Source organism: Kribbella sp. VKM Ac-2571 (genome assembly GCF_004362255.1).
Taxonomy (GTDB): Bacteria; Actinomycetota; Actinomycetes; order Propionibacteriales; family Kribbellaceae; genus Kribbella; species Kribbella pratensis.
This window is the reverse complement of the sequence record NZ_SNWS01000023.1, coordinates 25,114-49,430: the sequence shown is the minus strand read 5'-3', so window position 1 is coordinate 49,430 and position 24,317 is coordinate 25,114. Positions and strand designations below refer to the sequence as shown.

At 67.8% G+C, this 24,317-nt stretch carries 22 protein-coding genes; 8 read left to right on the top strand and 14 right to left on the bottom strand.

The genetic code is table 11. The annotated features are described in order from the left end of the window. The 3 genes from hpnH to EV651_RS36700 are packed head-to-tail and all read left to right on the top strand — an operon-like array spanning position 1 to position 3,446. Positions 1–996 (top strand): adenosyl-hopene transferase HpnH, encoded by a 996-nt coding sequence (gene hpnH / locus EV651_RS36710; protein WP_238157439.1) that lies wholly within the window; start codon positions 1–3, stop codon positions 994–996. Positions 997–1,039: 43 nt separating this feature from the next. Next, on the top strand, positions 1,040–2,014 hold the full coding sequence (locus EV651_RS36705) for an N-acetyltransferase (protein ID WP_133789995.1): 975 nt from the start codon (positions 1,040–1,042) through the stop codon (positions 2,012–2,014). A 55-nt stretch (positions 2,015–2,069) separates the two neighbouring features. Beyond that, positions 2,070–3,446 (top strand): hypothetical protein, encoded by a 1,377-nt coding sequence (locus EV651_RS36700; protein WP_133789993.1) that lies wholly within the window; start codon positions 2,070–2,072, stop codon positions 3,444–3,446. Here EV651_RS36700 and EV651_RS36695 read toward each other — a convergent pair. Further along, a complete protein-coding gene (locus EV651_RS36695; RefSeq protein ID WP_133789992.1) occupies positions 3,422–4,036 on the bottom strand; it encodes a rhomboid family intramembrane serine protease in 615 nt (204 codons plus the stop codon). The genes EV651_RS36700 and EV651_RS36695 overlap by 25 nt on opposite strands. A gap of 114 nt (positions 4,037–4,150) precedes the next feature. Then, positions 4,151–4,861 (bottom strand): hypothetical protein, encoded by a 711-nt coding sequence (locus EV651_RS36690; protein ID WP_238157431.1) that lies wholly within the window; start codon positions 4,859–4,861, stop codon positions 4,151–4,153. Positions 4,862–5,221: 360 nt separating this feature from the next. On the opposite strand from EV651_RS36690, the gene EV651_RS36685 reads away from it, so the two are divergent. Then, positions 5,222–6,340 carry a hypothetical protein gene (locus tag EV651_RS36685; protein ID WP_133789990.1) on the top strand — a complete coding sequence of 373 codons (1,119 nt, stop codon included), beginning with the start codon at positions 5,222–5,224 and terminating at the stop codon, positions 6,338–6,340. 57 nt (positions 6,341–6,397) lie between these two features. On the opposite strand, the gene EV651_RS36680 is transcribed toward EV651_RS36685, so the two are convergent. Together EV651_RS36680 and EV651_RS36675 are read right to left on the bottom strand one after the other, a co-directional pair. Then, positions 6,398–7,246, bottom strand: a complete 849-nt coding sequence (locus EV651_RS36680) for a GNAT family N-acetyltransferase (RefSeq protein WP_133789988.1) — start codon at positions 7,244–7,246, stop codon at positions 6,398–6,400. Beyond that, the gene (locus EV651_RS36675) at positions 7,243–7,734 is read right to left on the bottom strand and encodes a GNAT family N-acetyltransferase (RefSeq protein WP_133789986.1); all 492 of its coding nucleotides are present in this window, start codon (positions 7,732–7,734) and stop codon (positions 7,243–7,245) included. Before EV651_RS36675 ends, EV651_RS36680 begins: the two co-directional genes overlap by 4 nt. Positions 7,735–7,857: 123 nt before the next feature. Here EV651_RS36675 and EV651_RS41670 point away from each other — a divergent pair, with 123 nt between their 5' ends. Then, positions 7,858–8,022, top strand: coding sequence for a hypothetical protein (locus tag EV651_RS41670; RefSeq protein WP_166658911.1), 165 nt, complete (start codon positions 7,858–7,860; stop codon positions 8,020–8,022). On the opposite strand, the gene EV651_RS36670 is transcribed toward EV651_RS41670, so the two are convergent. From EV651_RS36670 to EV651_RS36640, 7 genes are all read right to left on the bottom strand, one after another. After that, complete coding sequence (locus tag EV651_RS36670; protein WP_133789984.1) at positions 7,997–10,762, bottom strand: LuxR family transcriptional regulator; 2,766 nt, start codon at positions 10,760–10,762, stop codon at positions 7,997–7,999. The genes EV651_RS41670 and EV651_RS36670 overlap by 26 nt on opposite strands. Positions 10,763–10,801: 39 nt before the next feature. Beyond that, positions 10,802–12,193 carry a phosphomannomutase/phosphoglucomutase gene (locus EV651_RS36665; RefSeq protein WP_133789982.1) on the bottom strand — a complete coding sequence of 464 codons (1,392 nt, stop codon included), beginning with the start codon at positions 12,191–12,193 and terminating at the stop codon, positions 10,802–10,804. A 2-nt stretch (positions 12,194–12,195) separates the two neighbouring features. Beyond that, positions 12,196–13,251, bottom strand: coding sequence for a glycosidase (locus EV651_RS36660; RefSeq protein WP_133789980.1), 1,056 nt, complete (start codon positions 13,249–13,251; stop codon positions 12,196–12,198). Between the two features lie 5 nt (positions 13,252–13,256). Beyond that, on the bottom strand, positions 13,257–14,075 hold the full coding sequence (locus tag EV651_RS36655) for a carbohydrate ABC transporter permease (protein WP_133789978.1): 819 nt from the start codon (positions 14,073–14,075) through the stop codon (positions 13,257–13,259). Between the two features lie 9 nt (positions 14,076–14,084). Further along, entirely contained in the window at positions 14,085–15,053 is a 969-nt protein-coding gene (locus tag EV651_RS36650) for a carbohydrate ABC transporter permease (RefSeq protein WP_166658910.1), read from the bottom strand. Next, positions 15,050–16,309 carry an extracellular solute-binding protein gene (locus EV651_RS36645; protein WP_133789976.1) on the bottom strand — a complete coding sequence of 420 codons (1,260 nt, stop codon included), beginning with the start codon at positions 16,307–16,309 and terminating at the stop codon, positions 15,050–15,052. The genes EV651_RS36650 and EV651_RS36645 overlap by 4 nt, the downstream gene beginning before the upstream one ends. Before the next feature lie 80 nt (positions 16,310–16,389). Beyond that, complete coding sequence (locus tag EV651_RS36640) at positions 16,390–17,058, bottom strand: sigma-70 family RNA polymerase sigma factor (RefSeq protein WP_166658909.1); 669 nt, start codon at positions 17,056–17,058, stop codon at positions 16,390–16,392. Positions 17,059–17,290: 232 nt separating this feature from the next. On the opposite strand from EV651_RS36640, the gene EV651_RS36635 reads away from it, so the two are divergent. Together EV651_RS36635 and EV651_RS36630 are read left to right on the top strand one after the other, a co-directional pair. Next, entirely contained in the window at positions 17,291–17,620 is a 330-nt protein-coding gene (locus tag EV651_RS36635; RefSeq protein WP_133789972.1) for a hypothetical protein, read from the top strand. Continuing rightward, entirely contained in the window at positions 17,617–17,910 is a 294-nt protein-coding gene (locus EV651_RS36630; RefSeq protein WP_133789970.1) for a WhiB family transcriptional regulator, read from the top strand. The genes EV651_RS36635 and EV651_RS36630 overlap by 4 nt, the downstream gene beginning before the upstream one ends. Here the strand turns inward: EV651_RS36630 and EV651_RS36625 are convergent. Beyond that, positions 17,863–20,622, bottom strand: coding sequence for an AAA family ATPase (locus tag EV651_RS36625; RefSeq protein WP_133789968.1), 2,760 nt, complete (start codon positions 20,620–20,622; stop codon positions 17,863–17,865). The genes EV651_RS36630 and EV651_RS36625 overlap by 48 nt on opposite strands. Positions 20,623–20,770: 148 nt before the next feature. On the opposite strand from EV651_RS36625, the gene EV651_RS36620 reads away from it, so the two are divergent. Next, positions 20,771–21,553, top strand: a complete 783-nt coding sequence (locus EV651_RS36620; RefSeq protein ID WP_202870678.1) for an alpha/beta fold hydrolase — start codon at positions 20,771–20,773, stop codon at positions 21,551–21,553. Between the two features lie 234 nt (positions 21,554–21,787). Here EV651_RS36620 and nadB read toward each other — a convergent pair whose 3' ends face one another. Together nadB and nadA are read right to left on the bottom strand one after the other, a co-directional pair. Beyond that, positions 21,788–23,302 (bottom strand): L-aspartate oxidase, encoded by a 1,515-nt coding sequence (gene nadB / locus EV651_RS36615; protein WP_133789967.1) that lies wholly within the window; start codon positions 23,300–23,302, stop codon positions 21,788–21,790. After that, positions 23,299–24,279 (bottom strand): quinolinate synthase NadA, encoded by a 981-nt coding sequence (gene nadA, locus EV651_RS36610; RefSeq protein WP_238157430.1) that lies wholly within the window; start codon positions 24,277–24,279, stop codon positions 23,299–23,301. Before nadA ends, nadB begins: the two co-directional genes overlap by 4 nt. Positions 24,280–24,317 lie beyond the last annotated feature (38 nt).

The following is a 24,317-nucleotide window of genomic DNA, read 5'->3' as shown; positions in this document are numbered from 1 at the left end:
ATGCCGCTGCGGCAGTCCATCCGCCTGGGCAGCTACCTGATGAAACAGAAGCTCCGGCGCCGGGAGAAGTTCCCGATCCTGCTCGAGCTCGAGCCGCTGTACGCGTGCAACCTGAAGTGCGCCGGCTGCGGCAAGATCCAGCAGACCCACGACTGGCTGAAGCAGCGAATGCCCGTCGAGCAGGCCGTCGCTGCGGTCGAGGAGTGCGGCGCGCCGATGGTGTCGATCGCCGGCGGCGAACCGCTGATGCACAAGGAGATCGACGAGATCGTCCGGCAACTGCTGGCGCGGAACAAGATCGTGTTCCTGTGCACCAACGCCGTACTGTTGCCGAAACACCTGCACAAGTTCACGCCGCACCGGAACTTCGCCTGGATGGTGCACATCGACGGCCTGCGGGACCGGCACGACCAGTCGGTGTGCAAGGACGGCGTGTTCGACCAGGCGGTCGACGCGATCAAGCAGGCGCAGGCGGCGGGCTTCCGGGTGATGACCAACACGACCTTCTTCGACACCGACAGTCCGCAGGACGTGATCGACGTCCTCGACTACCTGAACGACGACCTGCACGTGGACAACATGCAGATCTCCCCGGGGTTCGCGTACGAGAAGGCGCCCGACCAGGAGCACTGGCTCGGCCCGGACGAGACCCGGCAGCTGTTCCGGAAGGCGTTCGGCGACGGGCGCCGGAAGCGCTGGCGGCTGAACCACTCGCCGCTGTTCCTCGACTTCCTGGAGGGCAAGGTCGACTTCGACTGTACGGCGTGGGCGATCCCGCTGTACTCGCTGAAGGGCTGGCAGCGGCCCTGCTACCTGATGGACGACGGGTACGTCGAGACCTACCAGCAACTCCTCGACGAAACCGACTGGTCCAAGTACGGCCGAGGCCGCGACCCACGCTGCGCCAACTGCATGGCCCACTGCGGCTACGAACCAACCGCCGTAGTAGCAACCCTAGGCTCCCTCCGAGAATCGATCCGCGCCGCCATCAGTTAGTCCAGGCCCTTCCGCTGTAGTGAGTGCGGGCGCACGATGAGTCATGAAGACCATCGCTCCACTACCCGACGGTTACACCGTTCGTCCGGCTGAGCCGGCCGATGCCGAGGCGCTGTTCGACATGCTCGCGGCCTACAACACGGCGGTGGTCGGGTACGCCGACACCACATTGCAGGAAGTCGCCTACTGCATTGACAGGCCCGGCTTCGACCGGACGAGCGACGGCTGGCTCGTGCTCGCCGCAAACGGCCTGCCGGCCGGGTATGCGACCACGCTCGGCACAGGTGACCGCCAGCTGATCGACATCGAAGTGGCGGCGAAGGACCCAGAGGTCACCGGCTGGCTGGTCGATCGGACCATGCAGCGTGCCCAGGAGATGGGACGCGAGCGTGGCCATGCCGAGGTCACCGTCGACGCGTTCGTCTGCCGGACCGACGAACCGCTGCGGGCGCAGCTGTCCGACCACGGCTTCGCCACCGGTACGTCGTACCACCGGATGCGGATCGACCACACCGGACCGGCTGCTTCCAGGGCGGTCTCCCCGGACGGGCCCGTCGGCGTCGTGGTCCGCCGTGGGGCCTTTGACGACGCCACCCGCTGGACTGCACACGAGGTCATCAACGAGTGCTTCCGCGGCCAGTTCGGCTGGGTCGAAACTCCCCACGAGGCGTGGCTCGAGGCGAACGACGACGTACCCATCTTCGAGTGGGCCCAGCTCACCCTGCTCGAGGTTGACGGCCGGGCGGTCGCGGTCCGCGTGTGCACCGACAAGTACGTCGAGACCGAGGACTGTGGTTGCATCAGCATGCTCGGCGTGGTCGAGGAGTTTCGGGGGCGGGGTCTGGCGAAGTTCCTGCTGCACGACGCCTTCGCCCTCGATGCGGCCATCGGCCGGGCCGGCACGATCCTGCATGTCGACACGAACAACCCGACGCCTGCACTCGGCCTTTACCTGTCAGTGGGCATGAAGGCCACCGTCGTCTTCGACGGCTGGCGCCGCGTTGTCCCCGTCGTCTAGCTCGGCGAGGCGGGCACCTTCCGACAGGCTGAGGGGGTTCTGAAAGGGTGGGGGCATGTCTGATCGCCCCCTGCTCCTGCCAGCTGCTGGTTTGCGTGGTGAGGACCTTCGAGTGTGTTATTCCGCGGCCCTGCACAATCTCCTCGACGTCAACACGATCGCCGACGTGGCCGACGGTGCGGCGTACCTGCGGGCCGGGGGAGGGTACTCCGATCCGTGGACGCGGGACGCCGCCATCAACTCGTGGCATGCAGCGAGTCTGCTGTCGCCCGAGGTCGCCAAGCACACGTTGCAGAAGGTCTGCACTGACGGCCTGGTCGCTCAGGACGACCAATGGTGGGATCAGATCATCTGGGTCATCGGCGCACGACACCATCACCTGGTGACCGGCGACGCGGGGTTCGCGGCCGATGCTTTCCGGATCGGCGCGGCGTCGCTGGACATCCTCCGGCGTGATCGCTTCGACAGCCGGTCAGGCCTGTACCGCGGTCCGGCGCTCATGCAGGACGGCATCGCCGGCTACCCGGAACCACCGTACCAGCCGGACAATCCGTCGTCCTTCGTGCTGGACCATCCGGTCAGCCGGGACATCCGCTGCCTGTCGACGAATGCCGTGTACGTGGGAGCACTTGGCTGTCTCGAAGAGCTCGCAGCGGAGGTCGGCGCGGATCCGGAACCGTACGCCACCCAGCGGGCCGAACTCGTTGCCGCCATCAACGACCAGCTCTGGTCGGACGAGGTCGGCACGTACGGCTACTTCCTCGGACCCGACGGGCTTGATCTCCATCAGGAGACCGCAGGGCTCGCGCTGGTGATCGAGTTCGGCATCGCCGGGGCAGAGCGCGCAGCGGGGATCGTCGGGGGCATCCACCGCGAGCCTTTCGGCGTGGTGAACGTGTGGCCGCACTTCGCGCGTTTCAGCTCCGATCGTCCCGGCCGCCACAATGCCATCTGCTGGCCGATGGTCATGGGACTGTGGGGGTACGCGGCGGCCGCGAGTCAGCATCCGGCTGAGTTCGGCCGCTCGCTGGACGACCTCGTCAGTGTCTTCCGCTCGAGTGGTGACGAGCTCTTCGAGGTCTACAACGCGACGACAGGCGAGGTGGACGGTGGCTGGCAGGTGGGCCGTCAGTGGCAGTCGCTCCCGCACCAGACGTGGTCTGCCACCGCGCTCCTCCGACTCGTCCACGAAGGCCTGTTCGGGCTCAGGTTCGGTGCCGACGGCATCACGATCCGGCCGACCGTGCCGACGACGTACGCCGGTGAGTGGTCGCTGGAATCGCTTCGTTACCGAGCAGCGACGCTCGACCTGACGCTGCGGGGCGAAGGCACCCGCGTCCGGTCTGTTCACCTCGATGGTCAAGAGCTGGAAGCACCGTTTGTCCCGGCCACCCTCGCCGGCCACCATCACGTCGAGGTCGTTGTCGGCTGATCGCGACGGTGTGGCAAGAGCAGGAGTCCCAGGGCAACCCCGAGGAGGCAGGGGAGGCCGTGGTTGTCGTGCAGGATCGTGTCGACCACGGCCAGCACTGGTACGGCGAGCGCCGTGATCCGGAGCTGTACTGGCGGTATGACGCCGTACCGGCGCCGGGCCAGGAGGATCGCCGCGGCCAGCCCGCCGATCAGGCCCGCGACGCACATCGAGTTGCCCGCGCCCACAGGATTGAGCCAGATGTAGCTCATGAACTGGCCGAACCATCCGCAGGCGAAGTAGAGAACAAGCCACTGCCATCGGCCGAACACGCGCTCGGCCATGGTGCCGAAAACCGCCAGCAAGAGCAGGTTCGAGACGAGCCCGGACGCCCAGCCGTCCTGGAAGAACATGGCTGTCAGCAGTCGATACCACTGGCCGTGGTCGATGCGATCGGCGTCCCGTACGACGTGCTCGTAAAGCGGCCGGTGCACCAGTTGCGCGATCCCGCACGCCAGCGTCACCAGAAACACGGCTGCAGTCAGCAACGGCCGAGTCGGGCCGACGGCGAGTGCCGCGAGCGGGTTACGAGTAGCGGTGCGAGTGGTCACACCATGACCCTAATATGCCGACGCTGTCGGACCTGCGACGTTTGTCATGGTCGAGGTGGTCAGCTCGAACGTTGACCCACCACCGGTCAAGTGCGCCGGTGGCGGGTCAGGCGCCTACTCGCCCACGAGTGGGTCGATGGACGGTGCCCAGCGGAAGTACGCCGGGTCGTTGAACGTGCCGGGAACCTTGCCGAGGTTCACGATGGCCGTCGCGGTACCGTTGGCGTGTCCGACGGCGTACAGATAGGCCGATCGGGTGTCCTTGTCGATGCCCAGCAGCAGGGTGCCCTGATTGCCGCACTTCTGCGCGATGAGGAATTCGAAGCCCTGCCAGGTACGGGTGCGCACCGGTTTGACCACTGGTTTCATCGGCGACGTCGTCGGGATGTGAATCGTGTAGAGCGCGCCGCCCCGGGTGTTCGCGAGGAACGTGTCGTAGGTCCGGGACTTGCTGATCAACGCCATCGCCTTCACCGACCCGAAGCCCGACGACGTGCCGGTAACTCGCCAGTCCCCGCTGGTGGAGGTCCATCGGAGCAGCACGCCGTCGGCGCGCAAGCCGTAGGCGGTCGTTCGCGGGACGGAGGTTCCCTCCCGATAGCGAGACGCCTCGAACGCGACGATGTCACCGTAGTCGCCGCCGTAGACCTCGCGGACGACCGAGTCCGGGTCGAACTCACGGCCCTTGTCGAGTGTGTAGCCGCTGTAGACCATCTTCGCGCCCATGATCACATGGCCCCCGACGTAGACCCCGGCCGGATTCGGCGTGGTGACCATCGAACTGCTGAGCCGTACCGGATCCTTGAACAGGCCGGGCGCCACCACATGGTCGTCCGTCCTCGTCGGAGGCGAGTTGGCAGTGATGCGCTGCGACCTGTGATCACCTCCGGCCGTGACCGACCCCAGATCCATCGTGCACTTGCCGGCGCTTGCATCGCCGGTCGTTGCCGTCACAGCGTCCGCGGCTCCGGGAAACAAGCCGACGGCCAACAGCGCTGCCGCGCTCAGTACAACCGATCCTCGACGGACAAGCCTTCGCTTACCGTGCATGTCGCAACCTCTCGTACCTGCCCCCAGGCTGCGGGCTCCATGCCAGCAGTAGATCGTTACCCACCTTGATGCAGCCAAGCCGAAGAAAGTTGCGCGCACTCGTGCCGAGCCACGTTACGTCCTATCATCAGCGGCATGGGGGACTCTGAAGCCGGGGAGGGGACCGATCGCAGTCCCGACGAATCAGATCTCAGTCGTTGGCGTGAGCGTCAGCAAAGATTGTCCGAGATCCACACGCGTGGAACAGAGCAAGTCGACGCCCAGTTCGAGTTGCGGCCAATCGCACATGACTTGGCCGAACTGCTGTGGTCCTTTCACGACGACGGTCCGCTCTGGAAGCAACTGAGATCGGAGCATCGAACGCTGGAGCGCCTCGACGAGGGCCAACGAGTGCGGCTCCTTGCCGTCAGCAACCTTGATTGGACGCCGTTCCTGGTCGAGGCGGGATATCGCCCGCCTCCGCAGGTCGAGGTGCTCGCCGACGAATTCCGGCGCGACATGTTTCGCGCCATCGACAACCCACAGGGAATCCACATCGGCGCGCTGCGCGATCGCGTCGCCGATCTCGCCACCCGGCTCGACCAGACCCTGGCGGACGAACGGCCCGGAGCCTTCGCAAAGCTCGGCTCGTATGTGCGACTGACCCTGCCTGTCGTCGCCCGCGCTGCCCTCGTCAACGGAGCCGCCGCAGCCGGCGGCCTCGCTGCCGGCGCCGCGGTAACCGCAACTGTCGCAGGGATCGGGGTAGGTCCGGTCGCTGCCGCTGTTGCCGGAACTGCCCTTCGGGTTGCGTTGGACCGTGCGCTTCCGAAGTGGTCGCCGGAGGATCGGCCGCAGGCCGGACGTACGGCGGATGAAGTCACCTGGACACTCATCCAGCGGATACGGCCGGGCGAGGCGGGCATGACCGAGGCCAACCTCAGGATGCTGGGCACGCTGGCCGCCGAACGTCCGGACGACATGCTGTGGGTCGTCGCTCAGGACGCCGGTATGGAACCCATGGCGCAGGCCGCGATCGAGTGGATCGACCGTAGCCTGGGCGCTCTCTTCATTGCCTGGGAGCAAACTGGCACGGAAGGCAAACTGGGCGAGAATCTGGAGCGCCTCGTCGATCGATTGACCGGCATCCGCAGAATTCTGGCAGACATCGGCCTCGGTGATGGGCCCCTCCTCGGGGAGCTCGCAGACGGCCTGGGCGAAGCCGTCGCCGCCGCCCTGAGCAACCTCCCTCCGGGCCACGGGCAGACAGGTTGACCAGTCACAGACGCCGCGCCGCGGACTTCGAAAGTTGGATCGACGCCCCGCGCCGAGCTATTCGTGCTTCACGAGGACGGCGCGGGTGTAGAGGAGATCGAAACCTCTGCGTTGGGCGTTCTGTTGTGATCTGGATGCCGGTTGCGTCGTGATGACGCCGATGTCGCAGCCCGCGGCCGCTGCATCGGCGAGTCGGGCGGACAGGAGCGCCGACTGGATGCCGTGGTGCCGGTGCGCCTGGGCGGTGGCGGCGCCGGCGAACTGCGCTACGCCCTCGGAGATCCGTAGCCCGGCGCCGCCCGCGGGGATGCCGTCTCGCAGTGCGAGGTAGCGATCGATGTCGGCTGCAGCGGCGTCGCGCTCGGCCGCGATGTAGACGTCCCGCGGGAACTCCTCCCGCCAGGCAACGCCTTGTGTGTCCGGTACGGCGACCGCGTCGGCCATGAGGCCCAGCCAGGTGGTGAACTCGTCGTCATCGCTCGGGCGGATCTCGATTCCGGTCGGCGGCGTCGCGTCGTACTGGTCCTCGATCGCGATACCGAGCACATTCTCGAAGGACTCCAAGCGGTACCCGCGCGTGCTGAGGACCAGAGCGATCTCCGGATCGGCAATGTGCGGAAGCTCGACCTGCACCGGCGCCCCGCAGGCGGCGTACGCGCGCTCGACCTCGGTGAGTTCCGCAGCGGTTGGTACGCCGCCGAAGCCGAGCCCGACGACCTTGTTGAACGGCGAGTCGTCGTCGGCGAAGGTCGCCGCTCCGCCGGCGATCGGGATCACGAAGCCTTTCGCGTCATCGGTACGGCGATGGGCCGCGCGGGCTGCTGCCTCGATGAGTTCAGTCTCGACGCGTTCGATCCGCTCGGCCATGGCGACATCGCAGAACAAGGGCGATCGCGTGGCACTCATGGTTCTTGGGTACTGCCGGATCGAACCGCGAGTTCCTGGTCGAGCCAGACACGGTCGCGTAACGGGATGCCGTCGATGTCGATCCCGTTGGCGTATCCCGCCGCGGCGCCGAACGCGTCGCGCTCGATGGTCAGCATCCGGAACCCTCTACGTTGGTAGAAGCGCAGGTTGTCGATGTCGGCGGCGGCTGTCGCAACAACAAGCCGCGTCGCACCGTGCGCTCGGCAAGCTTCGATGGCCTCCTCGACGAGCGCGCGGCCGATCCCGGTTCCGCGCCGCCCGTCGACGACCGCCAAGCTCTTCAACTCCAAGGTCGACGCCTCGGCTGTTTCCACCAGCTGCAGATGGCCGACGACCTCACCCTCGTCATCGGCCACGAGTATGTCGCCGAGGCCGAGGTACGCGTCGATCTGCTGTTCCGAATCGTCAGCGAGCCGCAAGAGCGGACGCAGCACCTCACGATCCCCGTCGTACAGCCGTATCTCCATGCCCTCACGATGCCACCCACACAACACGCCCCGCCTGCCAATAACGCCGAGGTCAGCAAGCCGTAAGGCCCACGAGCCGAAGAGAGCCGGCTGTCACACGGGGTCGACTCGGCGACGTACCAGATGTCTCGTGGTACGAGCGCCGCGCTGGATCCGCAGTCGCCGTTGCGGTCGGGTACGCCGGCCGATCTACTGCACGCGGCCGGGATCGACGCCGAGCACACCGCCGCAGCCGCCCGGAAGCTGATCGACAACCAACCGGTCACGCCGAGACGTCGGCCAAGGTAGTGGGCAGCTCGCGGCGCGACTTGATGCCGAGCTTCGAGTAGACCTTGCGCAAATGCCAGTCGACCGTATGCGGGCTGATGAACAACCGGGCTCCGATCTGCGGGTTCGTGAGCCCGTCGGCCGCGAGCCGCGCGACGTGGGCTTCCTGGGTGGTCAGCGGTTCGCGCATTGCCGTACTGCGCCGGTGCACGGTGAAGCCGGTGGCCTCGAGTTCGACGCGAGCACGTTCCGCGAACGCTGCGGCCCCGGTGCGGCTGAACAGCTCGTGTGCGCGGCCAAGCTGCGCTCGTGCGTCCATACGGCGGCCCTGCCGGTGCAGCCACTCGCCGTAGTTCAGCTGGACACGGGCAAGTTCCATCCGTACGCCGGCACGATCGAGTCGGTCGATCGCCTCGCGGTAGAAGTCGTCCGCAGCGCTACCGCCGGTCACCAGCGCCCGGACACGGGCCGCGGTGCCGATCGCCCAGTCGGTGCCGGCCGTCCGCGCCATGTCGCTGATCGATCGTACGGCGCCGGCCGCGTCGGCGCTCCGACCGAGATGCGCCGACGCCTCCACGAGCTCGACCATGGCCTGCGTGGACAGACCAAGCTCATCCGGGTGCTCGCTTCCGCGTCTCGCTGCTTCGTAGGCCTCGCGGTACCGGCCGAGCCCGTTGTAGAGCACGGCTGCCGCCCAGTACGTGTCCGTCAGTACCTTCGGCTGTCCACGGAGGAAGAGGTCGTTCCGGAGCGCATCGATGGCACGACGAGTGGCCGCCTCGTTGCCTCTCCACGGCTCGAGAAACAGTTCGACGTACGGCGAGAGGATGCCGGCACCGGTTGCTTCGCCAACGGCCACGGCTTCCGCGCCGAGTGAGTCGGCGTCGGGCAGATCACCCGTGAAGGACCGGTTGGACAGCCGGAGGAGAAGGGCCAGGGGGAGCACGGACAGCGCGCCGCTCTCGCGGGCCGCGTCGACCAGGCGGGCCGACAAGACCGACCAGCTCTCGAAGTCCCAGGTCTCGTGGGCCGCTCGGCAGGCGATCGGCAGCCAGCCCAACTCCTCGTCCGTGGATCGCACACCGTCGGTACGGAAGTCGGCGAGCGCCGCCAGCACGATCGGAGCGCCCGCGTCGTACCCTTCGGCGACCGTGCGCGCCACTCCGTCAAGAAGCCGCGCGCCCGGAACTGTGCCGGCGGGACCGGGCGCGGCCAGCACAGCCTCGGCGAGTTCCGGCTCGACCGCCGTCAGTCCACCGGCGGTCACAGCCGCATGGATCGCGTCTCGAAACGTGTCTCTGGCCAGACCGGGATCGAGTGGTTGGAGGCGCCTGGCCGCGTCCAGCAGGAACGGCAGTCCGGCGCTGGAACTCCGGGCGACCGACATGATCCGGCCACGGAGCAGCGTCAGTCTCGCCGAGTCCAGGTCATCCAGTGCGACGAGCTCCGCCGCGCCCGCCAGTTCGAGTGCCTCGTCGAATGCCCCGGCCTGGAACTTGGCCTCGGCCGCAGCGAGTGCCCGGACTGCGCGCTGCGCGGGATCCGGTGTCAGCTCTGCGGCACGGGTGAGGAAGGCCGCCGCCGCCGCGACGCCACCACGTGCCTGAGCCCGGCCGGCCGAAACCACCAGCTCGGCAGCCACCGATTCGTCGGGACCTGTGCTGGCGTGGGCCAGATGCCATGCGCGGCTGTCCGGATTCAGCCGGGCGTCCGTCGCGTCCGCGAGGGCCTGGTGAATGAGGCGCCGCTCGTGCAGTTCGGTCGCCCGGTACGCCGCTGAGCGCACGAGGGGATGGCGGAAACGGACATGGGTGTCGATGCCGATCAGACCGGACGACTCGGCGATCGAAGCGGTCGGGTCCATCGCGATGCCGAGGCGCTCGGCAGCCCGTCTCAGCACGGAGAGGTCGCCCACCGCCTCGGCCGCGGCTGTGAACAGGAAGCGTTGCGCGTCGGCGGGAAGAGCGTGGATACGGCGGCGGAAACCCTCCTCGATCTGGCTCGGCAGCGGGTTCGCATCCGGGGTCACGAAGCCGCCGGCGAGTTCGGCCGGCGTCAGCCCTCGAGGCAGCTCCAGCAGTGCCAGCGGGTTGCCTCTCGCCTCGGCGATGACGCGGTCGCGGATGCTGCGGTCGAGGCGTCCGGGCATGATCGAGTCAAGCAGCGTACGGGAGTCGGCGTCGGCGAGCGCTCCGACGTGAAGCTCGGCGATCCCGGTGAGCAGGGGGCCCGGGGTGGGCTCGCGAACGGCGAAGACGAGCAGGACCGACTCGGCCAGCAGGCGCCGGGCAACGAACTCCAGAGTTTGTGCCGAAGCGCGATCGAGCCACTGGACATCGTCCACCAGGCAGATCAACGGCTGGCTTGCGGCCGCATCGGCGAGGAGGCCGAGCGTGGCCAGGCCGACGTGGAACCGGCTCGGCATTTCGCCGTCGGACAGCCCGAAGGCGGCGGACAGAGCGTTGCGCTGGGGTTCGGGCAGCCGGCCGATCCCGCCCAGCAGCGGCGCGATGAGCTGGTGCAGACCGGCGTACGAGAGCTCCATCTCGGACTCGATGCCTGTCGCCCTGACGACGCGGCATCCTGGGGATCGGCCGGCCAGATACTTCAGCAGTTCGGTCTTGCCGATGCCTGCCTCGCCGCGAAGGGCCAAGGCCGTGCCTCGGCCGGCTCGGAGACCCGCCAACAGGTCGTCCAAAGCCTGGCACTCGGTACGCCGGCCCAGCAGTCCGGTCCGGGATCTCCCCGTCCCCGCAGCCACGCGACGGACGATACCTGAGCACTCGCGGCCGACATAGCACTACGATGCGGCGTCCACTCGCTCGTGGCGGCTGTCGCCTGCTTGAACGGCGCTGATCACCGCGTCACGGATCTGCGTCATTGTCGCCGCATCCGGTGCCTCGACGTTGAGCCGGAGCAGCGGCTCGGTGTTCGAGGGGCGGAGGTTGAACCATGCGCCACCGGGGTGTGTAATCGTCAGGCCGTCGAGGTGGTCGGCAGTTGCGCCACGGGCCGTGTAGTTCGCTTCGATCCGAGCGAGCGTTCCCGGTATGTCGCTGACGGTGAGGTTGAGCTCGCCGCTGGCGACGTACCTCACGTATCTGCCTGTGAGCGCCGACAAAGGCTGGTCCGTGTTCCCGAGCGATTCGAGGACGTGCAGCGCGGCGAGCATGCCACTGTCGGCGTTCCAGAAGTCGCGGAAGTAGTAGTGGCCAGAGTGCTCCCCGCCGAAGACCGCGTTGTTGTCGGCCATCACCTGCTTGATGAACGAGTGCCCGACCCGCGTGCGGATCGGCCGGCCGCCGTTCTCGGTGATGAGTTCGGCGACCGCCCTGCTCGTGATGGCGTTGTAGATGACGGCGGACCCGGGATGGAGAGCCAGTTCCTTCGTCGCGATCAAGCCGATGACGGCGCTGGGGGAGACCGCCTCGCCTGCTTCGTCGACGAAGAAGCACCGGTCCGCGTCCCCGTCGAAGGCGAGGCCGGCGTCCGCACCCTCACGCCGTACGGCTGCCTTGAGGTCGCTGAGGTTCGCCGGGTTCATCGGGTTGGCCTCGTGATGCGGGAAGGTCCCGTCGAGCTCGAAGTACAGCGGGACGATCTCGAAGGCGGGATGCCGCAGTACCACCGGCGCGGTCCGGCCGGCCATGCCGTTGCCGGCGTCCACCACGAGCTTCAGTCGCCGGCTCGCGGTGAGGTCGACCAGGCCGCGGAGATGAGCGGCGTACGCCGGGAGCAGGTCCTGGTAGCCGATCTGGCCGAGTTCCCCGTCGTACTCCGGCAGGCCGTTCTCGAGCAACGCCCTGATCTGGGTGAGTCCGGTGTCCTGTCCGACCGGTGCGGCTCCGGCGCGGCACAACTTGATGCCGTTGTACGCCGGCGGATTGTGGCTGGCGGTGATCATCGCACCCGGTACGTCCCCGACGCCCGAGGCGAAGTACAGCAGGTCGGTGGAGACCAGGCCGATCGCCAGTACGTCGGTACCGCGGCTTGCCGCCCCGGCAGCGAATGCCTCGGCCAGCGCCGGCGAGGACACGCGCATGTCGTGTCCGACCGCGATCAGGTCCGCGCCGAGGTGATGGGCGAACGCCGCGCCGACCTGGTACGCGAGCTCGTCGTCGAGCTGGCCGGGGACGATGCCGCGGATGTCGTACGCCTTGATCAGATTGTCGAGCTTGTCCGGGTCTCGCATGATCACACCCTGTCCAGTCGTGCCACGCCGATCTTGGCGTCGGCCATCCCGTAGAACACGTAGCGGACCTCGCCGACCCGCTCGACCGCCGTCGGGAAGACGACGTTCGCGACGGTCCCGATCCGCTCGTCGTCGGTCTCGGGCACGAGCAGCGGTTCGGACGTCCGGTCGAGGACTTTGGTGACGTTGTCGAGGTCGAGCAGCAGCGCCCCAGCGGAGTAGATGACCCGCTGTGTGGTCGGGTCGAAGCCCTTCGGCTGCTCACCGGTGACGCCGTGATGAATCACCAGCCAGCCTTCGGGCGTCCACACCGGAGCTGGTCCGGCGCCGATCTTGAGTTTCTCGAAGGGGTACTCCGGCATCGCCACGAGCCGGTGATGGCGCAGATGCGTCAGGTTGCGGACGTCCTTCTCGACGGCGTGGACGGGCGTGAAGGACACCCAGATGCCAGGGCGGTCGTCGGTGACGCCGGCCGGCAGGTGCACCCCTTCGCCTTCGCGGAACCAGCCGAGGTCCCACATCGGCCGGTGGAGCATCGCGTACGACGGCGCGCCGTCCGGCCCTGATACGGGTCTCGGGAAGAACACCGCGTCCTTGTTCGGGAACAGGTTGAGATCCGTGTCCAGCAGCGGCTGGTACTCGAAGTGCAGCGGCCCCAGGCGGCGCCACTCGCGCAGATTCGACGAGATCGCCAGCGCCGGTTTCGGTCCGAGCGGACCGTAGGCGACGTACGTCATCACGTGCAGGCCGAGCGAGGGGACGAACGTGACCCGCGGGTCCTCCACGCCCGCGTTGTTCTTGCCGCGCTCCCAGCCTTCGTCGGGTGCGAGCACGACACCTTCGCGCTCGACGCCGACCGGTACGCCGTCCTGCAGCTCCACCCATGCCAGGCCGACCCGCGATACGTTGCCCGCGGCGACCAGGCGGGGCAGCAGGTAGAGCTCTCCGTCCGGGGTGTGGCCGCTGGCCGGATTGAGTACTCCCTCGGCTTCGAGTTCGTTGCCCGGCTGGGGGCTCATCAGGACGCCGACACGGGTCAAGGTGTAGCGGATGGTCATGGAGATCAGCCTTTGATTCCGGACTCGAGGCCCTGTGAGATGAACTGGCGCTGGAAGATGATGAAGAGACCGACGGCCGGTGCGGCGAGTACGCAGGCGCCGGCGAGCACGGCACCGAACGGGTTCGCGGCCCGCGCCGAGACCGTGGTGAGGTAGTTGGACAGCGAGACCGCGAGCGGCTGCAGATCCTGCTGCTTGGTGATCAGGAACGGCCACAGAAACTCGTTCCACGGCCCGATGAACGTGAGCAGAACGCCGGTCAGCAGAGCCGGCCGCACCAGCGGTACGGCGATCCGCCACAGGATGCTCAGCTCCGACGCCCCGTCGATGCGGGCCGCGTCGAACAACTCGGCCGGCAACTGCAGGAAATACTGCCGGAAAACGAAGACCGCGGTCGAGTTGATCAGGAACGGCAGGATCATCCCGAGGTAGCTGTCGGCGAGCCCGTAGCTGCGCACGATCAGCACATACAGCGGGATCGTCAGCAACTGGAACGGCACGACCTGGATCAGCAGCATCAGGTTGAACACCAGCCCGCGCCCGCGGAACTGCAACCGTGCCAGCGCGTACCCGGCGAGCACCCCGAACACGAGCGTCCCGAGGATCACGCCGCCGGTGAAGATCCCGGAGTTGAGCAACGACCGGCCGAGATGGATCGACTGGTTGATCTCGGCGTAGTTGTGGCCGGTGAGGTTCCCCGGCGACGGAAACGCGCCGCCGACCGACGGATCGGGCTCGGCCTGCAGCGAGCCGATCAGCATGTAGTAGAAGGGAAACAGGAAAACGAACGCGCCGATCAGGAGCGCGACGAACTTGAGCTTCATGAGTCCTCCTCAGTCCTCTTCGCGGCCGACGAAGCGTCGCTCGATCAGGGCGAGCAACAACACCCCGATGACCAGCAGCACACCGATCGCCGAGCCGACGTCGGGATTACCTTGCTCGATCCCGCGCTGGTACATGATCAGAACCGGAGACGCGGAGGCGCCGTCCGGACCACCACCGCCGGTGAGCAGGTAGGGCTCGGTGAACAGGTTCGCGCCGGTCACCGTCGCCACCAGCACCACTAGCGTGGTGGCCGGCCGCACGCCCGGCACGGTGACGTTGAGGAACGATTTCCACCGACCGGCGCCGTCCATCGCGGCCGCCTCGTACAAGTCCTTGGAGACGTTCTGCAGTGCGGCCAGGTAGAGCAGGATGAAGAACCCGAGCTGTTTCCAGGTCACGTAGATCGCGACCGTCGGCATGGCCAGCGTCGAGTTCACCAGCCACGACGGGTCCGGCGCCAGCGGGCCGAGCACCGAGTTGACCAGTCCGTTGGAGTTGAACAGGAACAGCCACACCCCGACCACCGCGACCGAGGCGGTCACGTAGGGGACGTAGTAGGAGACCCGGAAGAACGTCCGCCACCGGATCGCCGCGTTCAGCGCGTTCGCCAGCCCCAGCGACAACACCACGGTCAGCGGGACGTTGATCACCAGGAAGACCAGAACGTTTCCGAACGCCCGCCGGACCGCCGGGTCCGACAGCACTGCGGCATAGTTGTCGAACCCGACGAACGGCCGCTCCACGATCGCCCCAGGCGCGGCGAAGAAGTAGTCATGGAACGAGATGTAGACGGCGAAGCCCAGGGGGTACGCGAAGACGGCGAGTAGGAAAACGACGTACGGCGCGGCGAGGGCGGTCCCGATCGGTTGCTTCCCCGCGAGCTGACCGAGCATTGTGCCGCGGTCCCCGCGACGCTCGTGGCTGCCGGGTTGATGTGGAGTCGCGGCGGGCATGGTCGCCCGGGTGCTGACGGTCATGGCTGGGACGCCAGTTGGTCGACCTTGTGCGCGGCGCCGTCGAGGGCTGTGCCGATGTCTTCCTGGCCGAAGATCACCGACTTGGAGTAGGCGTCGCGGAAGGTCTGCCAGATCGTGATCGAGTTCGGAACGTTCGGAACCTCGACGGTCCGCGACGACTGGTCCGCGAACGTCTTGTACTCCGAGTTCTTCGCGAAGTAGTCGGCGTACGTCGACGCGACGTCCTTGCGCAACGGCATCTGCCCGGTCGCGGCCAGGAACTTTCCGTCCTGTTCCTTGCTGGTCGCGAACTTCAGCACGTCGGACGCGGTGCCGCGGTTCTTGCACGCGGAGTACATCGCGACGTTCTTCGCGTCGCTGAAGGTGTGGATCTCCTCGGGAGCCTTCCCCGACGACGTCGGCACCGGTACGACGCCCCAGTCGACCTTGCCCTTGTACGTCGCGATCGCCCACGGACCGACCACGGCCATCGCCGCCGTGCCGTCCACGAACGCGTCCCCGGTGTACTTCTCCGGCGAGGCGAGCTTGTCGGCGTACATCGTCCGCCAGAACTGCGCGACCTTCTTGCCCTCGTCGGACGCGAACGTCGCCTTGCCATCGGCAACCAGCTGCTTGCCGCCGGTCTCGGCCGCGTACAACGGGTAGAAGTCGAACCAGGACTGGTAGAACTCGTTGCTCGGCGCCGGGTAGATCGCGAACTTCGCCGCCTTCGACGCCACCACCTTGCGCGATGCGGCGAGGAACTCGTCGTACGTCTTCAGCGAGGGATCGGTGATGCCGGCCTTCGCGAAGATCTTCTTGTTGTAGAAGATCATCACCGGGTTCGACTTCCACGGCAGCTGGTAGTACTTGCCGTCCGCCGACTTGTACTGCTGTGCGACGTCGCCGGACCGCTCCTCGATGTAGGACGCGTCCAGCGGCACCAGACCGCCCTGCTTCTGGAACTGCGAGACCGACGCCGGCGACGTGTTGAAGATCAGGCAGGGTGCGTTCCCCGCGGTGATCGCCGCGCCGATGACCTCCTCCGACGACTTCCCGGTCGGGATCTCCTGGGCGGTGACCTTCTGGTCTGCGTGCTCGGCGTTCCAGGCCGCGACCATCTGCTTGCCCCAGGCCACTTCCTCGGCGTTGTTCGAGTACCAGATCGTGATCGGTCCGCGCGTGGCGGCGTCCGAACCTTCGAAGCCCGCCGTCCCACAGGCTGCGGTAGCGGCCAGGGAGATGGTGAGCACGGCGGCGGTGACGATTCGCCTCATGGTTCCTCCAACCGGAATCTGCGGATGGCCGACATCGTGGAATGACCGCACAGCACGGATGCGTGTGACAGCAACCCTCATCAGCCGGCCAGGTCCTCGGCGAGAACCTGCTCGAGGGTGGCGAGATCGCCGCCCCGTGCTGCGCCGAGGAAGGCCTGCACGAAACGCTCGTGCGGCTCCGGACTTCCGACCACCTGGCGGTCGGTGTTGAGCCGTCTGCGGGCGCGACTGACCAATTGCCTGGTGTTCGCCGCGCGGAGGTGAAGGAAGTCGGCGAGTTGTCCGTACGGATAGCCGAACGCCTCCCGGAGGATCAGCGCGGCACGTTCGCGCGGTGTCAGCCGCTGCATCATCAGCAGCACTGCGTGCTCCACGGCGTCTCGGCGCTCGACGCGAGTCGCGGGATCGTCGCCGAGATCGGCCCGGTCCGGTGGAGACGTGCCGACAGCGGTCTCGCGACGCCTGCGGGCGGAGTTCCTGACGTTGATCGCGAGTCGCGCTGTCATGGTCACCAGGAGTGCCTGGGGGGCAAGAACGATCGTGCGATCCATGTTCTGCCAGCGAACCCAGATCTCCTGCACCACGTCCTCGGCCTCGCTGGCGCTGCCGAGCATCCGATAGGCAATGGCCGTCAATTGCGGCCGCACTCCGATGAAGATCGCAACAGCGTCTTCGAGGTCACCGTTGAGGTGATCGGCATCCGCCGCAGTGCCAGAGCCGCGGTCGCGCTCGACTGTTTCGGTATACATGCTCCAGCCTCCTTCCACGGTGGGCGTTGCGGGTTCGCAGGCCCGGCTTTCACCGTGCGACTGCGGACGCCCGAGCGGGGCCCCTGATGTCCGTGGTGTGACTGCGTGGTCCTCGCGCATCACGTGGTCTTCCGGACACGGATCGCCCGGCCTGACGCCTGCGTCGTCACAAACCGGTTGGCTGACCGGTCGATGTCATGCATCGAGAATTCCGTCGACCGAGGAGGCCGTCATGGCCACGACTCACCGACGCGCGATCCAGTTGCGGGTGCTGATGCGTCTTCGACGACTCAGCTTCGGGCGCAATCCGTTACGACGAACGACGGACAGGCTGGAGGCCGCGCTGCTGTGGACTGCGTTGGTGGCGGCTGTGCTGGTGATTCCAGCATCGGCAGCGCTGGGAGGCGCCGTCGGAGCAGTCGCCGGGATCACGTCGGCCCTGGTCGCCTGGCCGTCGTTGTTCGCGATGTTCCGGCTGGCCCGCCGGCCGTTGGATCGTGCCCGGTTTCGGGCCTGGACACGCGAGTGGGAGCAGGTGTCAGCACGATGGACCCGACCATGACATGGCTGGTGAGGGGTGCCTGCCGGACCGAGGATCCCGACCTGTTCTTCCCGGTCGGTACGACGGGGCCCGCACTACGGCAGATCGAGGACGCCAAGTCGGTCTGCCGGCAATGTGAGGTGGCCGATGCCTGCCTGGACTGGGCCCTCCGGACCGGCGAGGACGCAGGCGTGTGGGGCGGCCTGTCCGAGGAGGAGCGCCGTACCTTGCGACTTCGGCGCGACAACCCTTCTCGCGCGCGCCTACGCGTTGCGGTTGTCGAGGAGAAGGACGTGGAGCTGTCGTCGTGAGCTGATGCCCAGCTTCGTGAAGACCTTGCGGAGGTGCCACTCGACGGTATGCCGGCTCAGGAACATCTGGGCCCCGATCTCGGCGTTGGTCAGGCCCTGTCCGGCCAACTCGGCGATTCGCGCCTCCTGAGCGGTCAACGCGTAGGTCGCTCGCCGCGTCGGTTCCTGGACAGGTTCGCCGGTCGCCGCGAGTTCGCGGCGCGATCGATCGGCGAACCCTTCGGCGCCGGCGGTGGAGAACACCTCGTACGCCGCCCGCAACTGCTCGCGTGCGTCGCTGGGTCGTCCTTCGCGCCGCAGCCATTCGCCATAGACGAGCCGTGCCCGTCCGAGCTCCAGCCGGAGCTGGGTCCGGCCGAAGTGCTCGATGGCGTCCTGGTAGCACGACTCGGCCGTGCCACCGGTTGATGTCAGGGCGCGGGCCCGCGACAGGATTCCGAGCGCCCACGGCGTACCGCTGGCCTGCGTCATCAAGCTCAGCGGTTCCATGGCCTCGAACGCCAGCTCCGGCCGCCCGCTGTAGACAGCGGCCTCGACGAGTTCGGGCAGGGCCCAGTTCGCGACGCCGAGCTCGACGGGATACTCGGTCGCGATTCGAGCCGCGGCCAGGGCGTCCTCGTACCTGCCGCGGCTGTTCATCAGCACAGCGCGGGCCCATTGATGGGAGCTGACCGCGCCACCTTCGCCGCGGATCTCCGCGGCTTGCAGACTGGCCGTGACGAGCTCCTCGGTCCGCTCCACCTGACCACGCCAAGCGGCCAGCGTGACCGCCTGGTACGGCGTGGTGGTAATGCCGGTCGCCTCCCAAATCGTCTCGATCTCGCGAATGACCGACTCGGCTGCGGTGAACTCGCCGGCGAAGATCGTCAGGATGACCCTGGTACCCAGGACCGACGGAATCTCGGTCAGGTCACCCGCAGTACGAGCAATCCGGACGTGCCGTGCGGTCAGGATGTCCCAGTTCTCGGAGTCCCAGAGATCGACGGCGAGCAGTCCCGCCAGCCACAGCCATCGCAAGTCATCGGCATCACTCGTGTCATCGGCTCCGGAGTAGGCCGCCATCACGTCACGGGCCACCGGAACCGCAGCGGCGTACTCGCCGGTCAGGAACCGGGCCAAGGCGTCCAGCAGCAGATCCCGCTTGTCCCGGACGGCGGGCATCGGCGCGTCGCGGGCCGCGCGAGCGACGACCGGCAGCCCGGCATCGGCGCCGAAGCGACCGGCGTACATCGCTGCCGCGATGGAGTCGAGGTAGGTGTCCCGGGCCAACCCGGGATCGAGCGGTTCCAGGCGGCGCGCGACGTCGAGCATCATGCGGGCCGCGTCCCGCCCGTGGCCGGTGGCGAAGGCGATCCCTGCTCGCAGCAGCTCCGCCAGGGCTCGTCGCAACTCCGCTGTCGGATCCTCGTCAGCGGTGACCAGCAGCTTCAGGGCGGTGTCGAAGGCGCCGGCGCGGAACGAGGCCCGCGCGGCGGCCAGAGCCCGATCGGCGCGCTGCGCGGGATCCGGCGTCAGCTCGGTGGCCCGGCGCAGGAAGGCGGCCATCGCCGCGACACCACCCCGGCGCCCGGCGCGGTCCGCGGAGGCGATCAGGTCGCCGGCGATGTCCTCGTCGGGTTCGAGCGTTCCGTTCGCGCGGTGCCACGCGCGCCGGTCGGGATCCGTCGCGATGTCAGTGGCTTCAGCGAGGGCTTGATGCACCGCCCGGCGATCGGCCGGCGTGGCAGCTCGGTACGCCGCCGAGCGCACCAGCGGGTGCCGGAACCGGACCTGCGCACCCAGCTCGATCAAGCCTGCCTCCTCAGCCGCACCGGCGGCGCTCATCGGCACCTGGAGAATGGTGAGCGCCCGACGCAGCAGCGGCAGATCCCCGACCGCGTCCGCGGCGGCCGTGAGCAACAGGCGCTGAGTCTGCGGCGGCAGCGCCTGCATCCGGCGGCCGAAGTTCTGCTCGATCTGACTTGCCAACGGCCGCAGGTCGGGGCGCTCGAACCCACCGGCGAGCTCGGCAGTGCTCAGCCCGCGGGGGAGCTCGATCAGCGCGAGCGGGTTGCCGCGGGTCTCGGCCACGATCCGATCTCGGACATGCGCGTCGATCCGGCCCGGGATCACCGCACCGAGCAGGGCCTCGGCGTCGTGCCGGCCAAGGCCGCCGATCACCAACTCGTCGAGCCCTCGCCACTCGGCTCTGGTCACCGGATCGCGGACCGCGAAGACGAGCCCGATCCGGTCGGCGAACAGGCGGCGGCCGGCGAACGTCAGCGCCTGCGCCGAGGCCTGATCCAGCCACTGTCCGTCATCGACGACGCACAGCAGCGGTTCGGCGGACGAGGCCTCGGACAACAGTGTCAGCGTCGCGGCACCGACCACGAACCTGTCCGGCGGTGGGCCGAGGCGCAGGCCGAAGGCCACCTCCAGTGCCTCGCGCTGCAGCGTCGGCAGCCGCTCCGCGAACTCGAGCATCGGCGCGCAGAGCTGGTGCAGACCGGCGAACGGAAGCTCCATCTCCGACTCGACGCCCGAGGCGCGGGCAACGCGGCAACCAGGGGCGTTCTCGGCCAGGTGATCGAGGAGGGCGGACTTCCCGATTCCCGGCTCGCCACGGACGACCAGTATTCGGCCCTGACCGGCGCGAACATCAGCGATCAACCGCTCCAACCGTGCCAGCTCGGCTCGCCGCCCACGAATCCCGTACGCCGCCCCATCCGCCATGTCCCCAACCTCCCTCGACAAAGGCTAGAGGCTTCGCGCCCTCGTCCGCGACCGTCTTCTGCGATGCCCTGTCACAGGACGGGGCGGTCGTCGGACGTACCAACGAGTCCGCCAAGAGGCGGCTTCTCTCGTACGGACAGGACAAATCATGAGTAGTCACCGAACGTCCCCGGCTCGCCACCGATCACGCGCGGCAGCGATCGTGCTCGCCACCGTAGCCCTCGTCGTCGCCGGGCTCGGCCCGGCAGCCGTCGCACAGGGGAGCGGCTACGGGGCGCGAAAGCCGACAGTCGTGCTCGTGCACGGTGCCTGGGCCGACGCCTCGAGCTGGAACGCAGTCATCAAGCAGCTGCAGAACGACGGCTATCCGGTCGCGGCGGTCGCGAACCCGCTCAGATCACTCTCGGGTGACGCCGCCTCCGTCAGAGCATTCCTGGAGACCCTGGACGGCCCGGCCGTCGTGGTGGGCCACTCGTACGGCGGGGCGGTGGTCACGAACGCGGCTGCCGGGGTCCCGAACGTGAAGGCGCTGGTCTACGTGAACGCCTTTGCGCCGGACAGCGGCGAATCCGCGACCGGCCTGGCAGGCCCTGACTCCGCGCTGTCGGCCGACCCGACGACCATCTTCAACTTCGTGCCGGCCACCCTCCCGCCGACGGGGTCCACCGACCTGTACCTGAAGAGGTCAACCGTCTTCACGTCGTTCGCGACCGGCCTGAGCTCCGAGGACAAGGGGTTGGTGGTGGCCACGCAACGTCCGGCCACCCTCGGGGCCCTCAGCGAGCCGTCCGGTACGCCGGCCTGGCGCACGATCCCGTCCTGGTACCTGATCGGAACGCGTGACCAGATCATCCCGCCGACGGTGCAACGGGCCATGGCCACCCGAGCCGGCTCGGTGACCCGTCCTTCGACGCCGGCCACCTCGGCCTGATGACCGATCCGAGAACGGTCACCCAAGTCATCGAGAAGGCCGCCAAGGCCACCGCCCAGCAGTAGCCGTGTCCCACGTCCTGGCCTGCACCTCCCTTGGAGCCAGGCCAGGACGAGCCGTGAAGTGTACGAGCGGCGCGACTGACATCCGGGGAGGTCAGGCAAGGTAGCTGGTGATCTCCGAAGGGATCGTGAAGTGGCTAGGCCTCGGAGGCTTCGCCGTTGGTCGAGTCGACTACGCCGGGCACGTCGAGGGGAGGAGTTGGCGTGTGGTCGGGCGGCCTTCCTGGTCGAGGCGTACGACTATGTGGTTGTCCCATCGTTCGTCGGGGTGCGGATGGTCGGAACGCCAGTGGCAGCCGCGGCTGTCTTGTCGTGCGGTTGCCGCGGCGACGACGGCCCGTGCCACCGTCGCGAGCGGCCCGGTGCCTACGGTGTCGAGCTCGTCCGCGGCGGCGTTCAGACCGGCGCCGTCGCGGCGAATACCGGCGTACCTGCTGAGAATCGTGCGAATCCGCTCCGGCTCACGATCATCGCCGAGCATGAGCTCACGGACGCGGCCGACGTCTTTCGCGGGGAGGTCGAGGATCAGGGCCGTTGCGACGCGCCGACCGAAGACGAGTCCTTCCAGCAGGCTGTTCGAGGCGAGCCGGTTGGCTCCGTGTACGCCGGTCGCGGCGACTTCGCCGACTGCGTACAGGCCGGGTACGTCGGTTGCGCCGTTCCGATCGGTCCGAACGCCGCCGCACAAGAAGTGTTCGGCCGGCGCGACCGGGATCTGCTCGGACAACAGGTCGACGCCGATGCGTGCGCACGAGGCCAGTACGGTCGGGAACCGCTTCCGGAGTACGTCCGGCGCGACAGCTGTCGCGTCCAGCCAGACATGGTCCGATCCGTCGCGGCGCATCGTCGCCTCGATCGCCCGAGCGACGATGTCTCGCGGCGCCAGGTCGGCTCGCGGATGCCGTCCGGCCATGATCCGGCGGCCGTGGACGTCGCGCAGTACGGCGCCTTCACCTCGGACAGCCTCGGTGACCAGGGGCAACTGACCGCTGGTCTCACCGGTGTGGAGCGCGGTCGGGTGGAACTGGACGAACTCCATGTCCACCAGCGACGCGCCGGCTTGCAGCGCCAAGGCGATCCCGTCACCGCGCACCGTCGCGGGATTGGTGCTGGCCAGGTACGCGTTGCCGATACCGCCGGTGGCCAGTACGACGGCGCGCGCCTCGATCGGCCTGAGTTCGGTGCCCGTCTCTACGAGCACCCCGACCACGCTTCCGGACTCCGACTGGAGCAGACCGACGGTACGCCCGGTCACCGTCTGAACGCTGCTTCGCTGCAGGGCGCTGAGGAGCGCGCGATGAACCTCGGCACCGGTGGCGTCACCGCCCGCGTGGACGATCCGAGGACGACTGTGGCCGCCTTCCAGCGTCCGCAACAGCGAGCCGGCGCCGTCACGGTCGAAGCGCGCCCCGTGAGCGATTAGTTCGGCAACCCGCTGCGGTCCCTCCTCGACCAGCGCGCGGACGTTCCGGGGATCGCAGAATCCCGCGCCCGCGACCTCGGTGTCGTGCCAGTGGTCGAGTGGATCGTCCTCGCCGTACGCGGCCGAGATGCCACCCTGCGCCCAGGGCGTGCTGCCGTCGCCGGCACTGAGCAGGATCACCTGACGGGTCGCCGCGAGACCGAGTGCGGTCGACACGCCCGCCACGCCGGAGCCGATGACAACGACATCGGCCACGCTCGTCATCGAGCACCCGCAGGCTTGCCGATGGCAACCATCCGCTCGACCGAACGCCGTGCCCGCTCGACGACCTCAGGCGGTAGCTGGATCTCGTCGCGTCCCTCCCGCAGGCACCGCACCAGCAGTTCCGGGGTGATCATCTTCATGAACCGGCACGAGGCCTTCGGATTCACTGGCAGGAACGTCGTCTGCTGGTTGACCTTGCGAAGCTGATGGAGCATGCCGATCTCCGTCGCGACCAGAGCCGTCTTCGCGGTCATGCCGCGAGCTGTGTCCAACATGCCGGCGGTGGACAGGATGTGGGTCCGCTCGGCCGGAAGATCACCCACGCCGGCGAGCCAGACGGCCGATGACGCGCAGCCGCACTCGGGGTGCACGAGAACTTCGGCCGCGGGATCGGCGGCTACCTGAGCGCGCAGGTCGGCTGCGGTGATGCCGGCATGTACGTGACACTCGCCCATCCACACCTCGATGTTGTCCCGGCCGGTCTGTCGCCGGACGTGCGCGCCGAGGAACTGATCGGGCAGGAACAAGACCGGCTGATCCGCCGGAATCGAGTTCACCACCTCCACCGCGTTGGACGACGTACAGCAGATATCGGCCTCGGCCTTCACCGCCGCGCTGGTGTTGACATAGGCAACAACCACCGCATCGGGATGGTCAGCCTTCCAGGCCCGTAACTGGTCGGCGTCGATGGTGTCCGCCAGCGAGCAGCCCGCCTGGGCCGTCGGGATCAACACGGTCTTGTCAGGGCTGAGAAGTTTGGCCGTCTCGGCCATGAAGTGCACGCCGCAGAACACGATCGTGGACGCCTCGGTCCTGGCCGCGATGCGCGACAGTGCGAGTGAGTCGCCGACATGGTCGGCTACGTCCTGGATCGCCGGTTCCTGGTAGTTGTGGGCGAGAATCACCGCATCCCGCTCCTGGGCGAGGCGCCGTACCTCTTCCTGCCAGCTGATTTCCGTGCGCTGACCAATGGTCACAACAGATCCTTCTTTCGACAAGTTTTCGCTTAGGAGGC